Below are 6,257 nucleotides of genomic sequence, written 5' to 3' on the forward strand. Positions count from 1 at the left end.
CAAAAGCGCGGAAAGGACACCTCGAAACTGAAGGCGTTGATCCTCCTTCTTCTGGAAAACCAACCGCCCTTGCCTGCGCGGTTCAAGGATCATCCCCTGAAGGGAGAATGGTCCGGTTTCCGGGACGCCCATATCGAACCCGATTGGCTTCTCCTTTACCGCGTCCACGGTGACGAACTGCAACTGGCCAGAACCGGCACCCATTCCGACCTGTTCGACGAGTGAACCAAGTCGCCAATGCACTTGGTCTTAACTGTTTCCGTGCAACCCCTATGAAACAGTCTCAATGGGGTTCCACATGCTGTCCATGGGCGAAGCGGCGAAACAGGCGCTGGTGTCGAAGGCCACACTCAGTCGCGCCATAAAAAGTGGAAAGATTTCAGCGCGTCGGAATGACAAAGGCGGGTTCGATATCGATCCGGCCGAATTGTTCCGGGTGTTTCACCCCCGGCCTGAAACAGTTGCCGAAACCGGCAGCATGAAACAATCTGCAACCCCGCCTGAAACGGATGAAACACCTGTCTTGAAGGCGCGAATTGAAGCGCTGGAAGGCCAGATTTCTCTGTTGCGTGAGAATGCTGCCGAGTTGAGGGAACAACGGGATTCCTGGCAGAGGCAAGCGGAGCAGGCACAGCGCCTTTTGGCCTCTCCCACATCGAAAAGCCCTGATCCTGAAACCATGAAACAGTTTCATGAGATGGTTTCGGCTATGCATTCCGCAAACGAAAGGCAGGCGGAGGTTCTCCAGACCCTGACACAGAAGGTTCTGGAACCAGCCTTACCGCGCACGGGTTTTTTCAGGCGTTTGTTCCGCGTATGACCCCGCGTTTCGCGAAGCCGTTTTCTGGTAAACATTCCACAGCCTCGGCCGTTTTATAAGACTCTCGAAGAGAGAGTTTCAACGTTTAACGATCCGCAACTCATTAAAATACAACAACAATTTTCCTGTTTTGATCCGCGATACCCCGAAGATTGATCCGTGATGTACCGTGTCAGTAATCCGCGATACCCCGATTAGATCCACAGACCTATGGCGCTGGTTTCAACACCCAATCACCGTGCGTGATAGGGTGGAGAGAGGATTCCGCTGTGGTTCAGACTCAACTCGATCTGTTCGCTGTTCACACGATCGACCCGCCTTTGCGGGATGCACGCGATGTGATGGAGTTCCCTTTCCTGTCCCTACAGAAAGGCCGGACCAAACCCATCGAGTTCAGTTCCAAAAATGTGGCGATTTCGGTTGCGGCAGACATCCGAACTTCCATCGCGACCGTTTGGGATTGGGACATCATCATTTTCGCCGCATCCCATCTCAACCAAGGGATCGAACAGGGGCTCCAACCGTCTCCCAGATTGAGTTTCACACCCCATGATTGTCTCAGGCAGATTGGTCGTGGAACTGGCGGGAAGGACTATCGTGACCTCGCACAGGCCATCCGCCGGCTACGCCTAACCAATGTCATTACCAATCTGCGGATGGATGACACGGATGGAGGTGAGGGAGCATTCTCCTGGCTGGTGAATTATTGGATTCCAAAACGATACCAATCTGGCGTCCTGACACCGTCTGACAATGGCGGTTCGCCGGATCCTACTCGGCCATGGGAAATCGAACTCCCGCCATGGATTTACAATTCCATTCTGCGCCGGCGGGAGATCCTTGCCGTCCATCCGGATTATTTCCAACTGACCGGTGGTTTGGAACGCTGGTTGTATCGTCTGGCGCGCAAATCGGTCCCAGACCAATCCAGCGTTCCAGCGATCCCGTTTCTGATGCAGACCCTCCACAATCGATCTGGATCAACCCGAAAACTCAGTCAGTTCGCCTTCGATATCCGCAAGTTGTCCCAGGAGAACGCACTCCCTGAATATGGTCTCCGGATCGATCGGGATGGCAAGAATGAACTCGTGACTTTTTATCGAGATCACGGGAAACCACGTCGACCTCCAAGAGGAATGTCGATAAAAATTCCGGGAAATCCAAATTCCTGAAATACCGAAGGGTACCACTGAAGATAAAATTCCACTTTACCACAAATCATCTATTGACTGCGCGCAGATAATCATATACTATGCACGCCTATTTTCAAAAAAAATTCCAGTTGGAAATTTTCCCCCACCCAGAATCTGAGGTTGATAATTATTTTAGTGTCACGAATGACGAAAGAACAATTAGAAAAGGCGAAGGCCGAATTTCGAAGAACAATATCTGAAAATAATTATAATTATACGATCACGATATCACTAATTTCAGTTAAGAAATGCACATGGTATCATAGATCAGATGTAACTGACATGTGCTTTATAACCAACATTGTCAAGCAAATTGCAAATGACATCAGAAAATATCAATCCAGATATGCAAAGAGATTTGGATATTGTTATAAAGATCTTGATTTTCTTGCGTTTCCAGAAACAAAAACAAAAAATAGATCCGAAAATACCCATCCTCATTATCATGGTTTGATAAAAATTCCTGATTTTTGTGATGAATACCATTATATCATCAAAAGTCGCATCAATAGGCTTATAAATAAAAAAGAGAATTCTTTCTCATGCAATCTTTCATATAAAATTAAACGTATTTATAACTTGGAAGAAGCGATAGATTACGCTTCGAAACATGTATTTGACTACGATTCTGTTGGAGAAATCATTTATTATTCTCCAAAGAAATGATGAAATTTAACAAAGGCCGTTGTCTGTTAAGTTATCTCACGCGTATACAGAAATATCCGAATTGGAGTATGGGATTTCTAAATGACTTTCCAACTCCAATGCGTTAGCTATGGGATAACGCGATCATATAATAACTTTAAAAAATAATAATGATTAGATAATTTACGTCTGAAATATTCATACGATTAAAGTTATTATTGAACTCTGGGAAGATGGATTGAAAATCCATCACGCCGAAGGCGTTAACTAATTGATATTATTGAACATTCTGCAATATAACATATTTTTAATGTGAATTGATCAGAAAAACGCAATTAACATCAATGGCTTACCGCCCTAAACCAGTGCTGAATTCCCGAAAGTCCTCCGATCGACCACAGACCCCGGCCTATCGCCCAGAACGTTCGATCAACCTGGATACAGACCTGGCGTGCCATTGGCCGCGTCTGGCGGTCGGGATTCCTCGAGCATTAAGGGCGGCGGCAATGCCCGACAGGGATGTCACGCCAGAGTCCTGGATGGTCCGGACAACCGGGAGAATGTTCTCGGCAAAAACACGAGCCTGGGCGGCATTGGAGGCCGCTCCAGCGGCCTGGGCGTCAGCAAGGTTCGTCCTATTGCCCAGAACGGCCCCTGCTGCCTTCTTGGCCTTTAGAGCCGCTTTCGTCCGGGTCGAAATCAGGGCACGCTCCTTTTCCGCAAGCGCGGCGTAGATATGGAGCATGAACGGATCCGCATCCGCCCCCAGTTCGGCCACGATGAACGGTACACGCTGCGTCATCAGACCGGCGACAAACGCCACATCCCTCGAGAGACGGTCCAGCTTCGCGACGATAACGGGCCCCTTGATCCTCCTGGCCTCCACCAACGCTTTGCCCAGGACAGGCCTGCGAGCCAGGGCGTCAGACCCTTTGCCCGTCTCTGTTTCATCAAACCACGCGGCGATGGTGAACCCCTCGGATGACGCAAACTTCTCGATCGCTTCGCGTTGCGCCTGAAGGCCAAGGCCGGAGCGTCCCTGCCTTTCCGTACTGACCCTGAGATACGCAACCGCCGCCTTCATGACCCACCATCTCCTTCAGATATGACAACTCTATATGTGTTCGTTTAGAGTTGTCAAACCCACTGTTATGACTCCACACATCCAATCCCTTTGATTGGTCTTCGCGGGCGCAACGCTGTTTCTGTTATAGTGACTTATCCTCTCGATGAGCCGATAAACTCCCGCGCATGCGCACGAAGCAATAAAAATATAAAATATAGAATTACAACGGCTATTGATCCCCATAATTTTAGAAAAACGATAATAGACCCAAAAACAAATCCATTACTATCAATGCTGTATTTCAGCATCTTAAGTAATGATAATGCCGTCAAAGATAGTATAATCAAAAATAATATTATCCCGCCAATTCCTTTCCATTTAGACTCGTTCATGTATATGATATCAGCAACCAATATAACCGGCATTATTAGTGACAATATTGTCCATCCAATATCCTTCACCCCATTTATAATGGTAAATTTCCCGGAAATATGCATTATAAACAACACAATAACAGGAAATATAACAGAAATAATTGCTATTACGTAAGGATCTGCCTCAGACATTCCACCGTCGCCCCATAAACCACCCTTCGTATTATAATCGCGATGGTGGAATTTGCGCAAATGAAATTGTATACAATCCAGACGCTCGTGAGGTTGACATGGCCATTAAGAAATCATCAAATTCATATATTAGCAGAAATGATAAATTTTTAATTCCTAAGATTGGATTACGTAAAGTTTTTTGGGATGATTTTAGTTATGGATTCGCCATAGTTGCGATAATATTCATTATTTTTTCATGGTTATCTTATTCAGAGGTTTTTGAATTTGTAAAAAACGATACAAAACCGAACATAAACATATTTTTTATATGTGCTATTTCAGTTATTACGCTGGTCATCGCGACATATCTGAGGAAAAAATTTGCGGAGGTAACGATCTCCCGCGTCCTTGAAGAACTGAAGCCTATCGGCCCTAAACTTGCCGCTCGGCGCCGGGCTCTGATTTACAAAGATTATTATGGTCATATCAAATACGATCGCTGGATCGACGAATTAGATAACGTATTGAATAATATTATAAATCCGAAAATAGGGGACCGGCATTCCGCTCGCTTCGCAGCACTCGGTGGTCTTGTTTGGCTGGACTCCGTCATTTCGAAAAACTGGGATGCCGAAGTCCGCTCCGCAGTAGATCCTACAACGATTCGATCTCCCTACGAGTTTGAACAATGGTGTGCGGAGGAATGCCACCGGGCCGGGTGGGATGCTTATGTGACAAAGGCATCTGGAGATTTCGGCGCTGATGTCGTCGCTCAACGTGGCAATAAAATTATTGTAATTCAAAGTAAATTATATACAGGAAGCGTACCAATTAGCGCTGTTCAGGAAATATCTGGAGCAAGACTACACTATACCGCCACTCATGCCATTGTAGTTAGTACCTCAAAATACACACGCGCCGCACATAAACTTGCAGTTACGAATGACGTAACACTCTTATCTGCTACAGAACTTTACGTTTTTATGAAAAACTATTGATGCAGATAGCAAAGGAGGCCACCCATGACGCCAGAGACGATCGATCAGTACCGGAGCTTTATCGATGGGTTGTTTGAACGAACAAAACAACGCAAATTAAAGTGGTCTATTTATGATGATTTGACCATTGAAACTGAAATTGATGGCATACCTATTTCGTTATCCGAGATAAAACCGGATGGAGAACGTAAATCTACGGACTATGCAATAGGAATATATAACGAATCTGGTGAAAAAATAGAATCTTTTACGGATATGGATTTGTATGTCGACGACTTATCCGACCATGAACTTAATTATTGGGAAAAAATGGAGCAGATTTTATTTTTAGCCCGACGGCAGGCGAGTGGTGCAGCTGGCCTATTGGATAGGCTTATAGCCAAGCTTGCCGGATAACCACGCGATAGGGATACCCAAAGGATCCCTTTGGGGCCAAAGCCTCAATCCCTACTCGCTGTTCCACTCGGCGCTCACCAAATCCGGCCTTGAATCTCCCATACCCGGACACGATATGGCGCTGATTGCAGTGTAGCCACATTGTGGCTACACAACTTGCGTTGCTTCCAATCAGAAGGAAACAGGCGATGGCAGCAGATGCGATTGTCCGCGCGAGGATACCGGCGGACATGAAGGAAAAGGCAACCGAGGCGCTTACCCGTATGGGGCTCACGGCTTCAGACCTGATCAGGCTCACCTTCATGCGTGTGGCCGAAGAAGGTCGCCTGCCCTTTGCCGTCGAGATCCCCAACAAGGCCTCACGAAAGGCCATGGCGGAACTGGAGGCTGGGAAGGGCCAGCGATTCGATAACGCCGATGAAATGTTCAAGGATCTGGGGATCTGATGCTCAGGCCCGTCCCCTCTACGGCGTTCAAGAAGGACGTCAAGCGGGCTCAAAAGCGCGGAAAGGACACCTCGAAACTGAAGGCGTTGATCCTCCTTCTTCTGGAAAACCAACCGCCCTTGCCTGCGCGGTTCAAGGATCATCC

General features: G+C 47.0%; 10 protein-coding genes. 8 read left to right on the top strand and 2 right to left on the bottom strand.

Going from position 1 to position 6,257, the window contains the following annotated elements; all coding sequences use genetic code 11:
* The 4 genes from EV666_RS17825 to EV666_RS17840 all read left to right on the top strand — a co-directional run.
* The coding region (locus tag EV666_RS17825; protein WP_132010957.1) for a type II toxin-antitoxin system YafQ family toxin at positions 1-225 on the top strand (225 nt) is incomplete at its 5' end.
* A gap of 73 nt (positions 226-298) precedes the next feature.
* Positions 299-820 carry a hypothetical protein gene (locus EV666_RS17830; RefSeq protein ID WP_132010959.1) on the top strand — a complete coding sequence of 174 codons (522 nt, stop codon included), beginning with the start codon at positions 299-301 and terminating at the stop codon, positions 818-820.
* A gap of 269 nt (positions 821-1,089) precedes the next feature.
* A complete protein-coding gene (locus EV666_RS17835; RefSeq protein WP_132010961.1) occupies positions 1,090-1,992 on the top strand; it encodes a replication initiator protein A in 903 nt (300 codons plus the stop codon).
* 165 nt (positions 1,993-2,157) lie between these two features.
* Positions 2,158-2,679, top strand: coding sequence for a hypothetical protein (locus EV666_RS17840; protein ID WP_132010963.1), 522 nt, complete (start codon positions 2,158-2,160; stop codon positions 2,677-2,679).
* 388 nt (positions 2,680-3,067) lie between these two features.
* Here EV666_RS17840 and EV666_RS17845 read toward each other — a convergent pair whose 3' ends face one another.
* Positions 3,068-3,742, bottom strand: coding sequence for a recombinase family protein (locus tag EV666_RS17845; protein WP_132010965.1), 675 nt, complete (start codon positions 3,740-3,742; stop codon positions 3,068-3,070).
* A 134-nt stretch (positions 3,743-3,876) separates the two neighbouring features.
* On the bottom strand, positions 3,877-4,290 hold the full coding sequence (locus EV666_RS17850) for a hypothetical protein (RefSeq protein ID WP_132010967.1): 414 nt from the start codon (positions 4,288-4,290) through the stop codon (positions 3,877-3,879).
* A 98-nt stretch (positions 4,291-4,388) separates the two neighbouring features.
* Between EV666_RS17850 and EV666_RS17855 the strand changes: the two genes are divergently transcribed.
* The 4 genes from EV666_RS17855 to EV666_RS17870 all read left to right on the top strand — a co-directional run.
* Positions 4,389-5,270: a restriction endonuclease gene (locus tag EV666_RS17855; protein WP_132010969.1), complete on the top strand. Its 882-nt coding sequence runs from the start codon at positions 4,389-4,391 to the stop codon at positions 5,268-5,270.
* 24 nt (positions 5,271-5,294) lie between these two features.
* On the top strand, positions 5,295-5,666 hold the full coding sequence (locus EV666_RS17860) for a hypothetical protein (RefSeq protein ID WP_132010971.1): 372 nt from the start codon (positions 5,295-5,297) through the stop codon (positions 5,664-5,666).
* A 188-nt stretch (positions 5,667-5,854) separates the two neighbouring features.
* The gene (locus tag EV666_RS17865; protein ID WP_132010973.1) at positions 5,855-6,112 is read left to right on the top strand and encodes a type II toxin-antitoxin system RelB/DinJ family antitoxin; all 258 of its coding nucleotides are present in this window, start codon (positions 5,855-5,857) and stop codon (positions 6,110-6,112) included.
* Positions 6,112-6,257: type II toxin-antitoxin system mRNA interferase toxin, RelE/StbE family (locus EV666_RS17870; protein WP_132010975.1), on the top strand; the 146-nt coding region annotated here is incomplete at its 3' end. The genes EV666_RS17865 and EV666_RS17870, both read left to right, overlap by 1 nt.

The sequence above is a fragment of the Camelimonas lactis genome (assembly GCF_004342915.1).
GTDB classification, from domain to species: Bacteria; Pseudomonadota; Alphaproteobacteria; order Rhizobiales; family Beijerinckiaceae; genus Camelimonas; species Camelimonas lactis.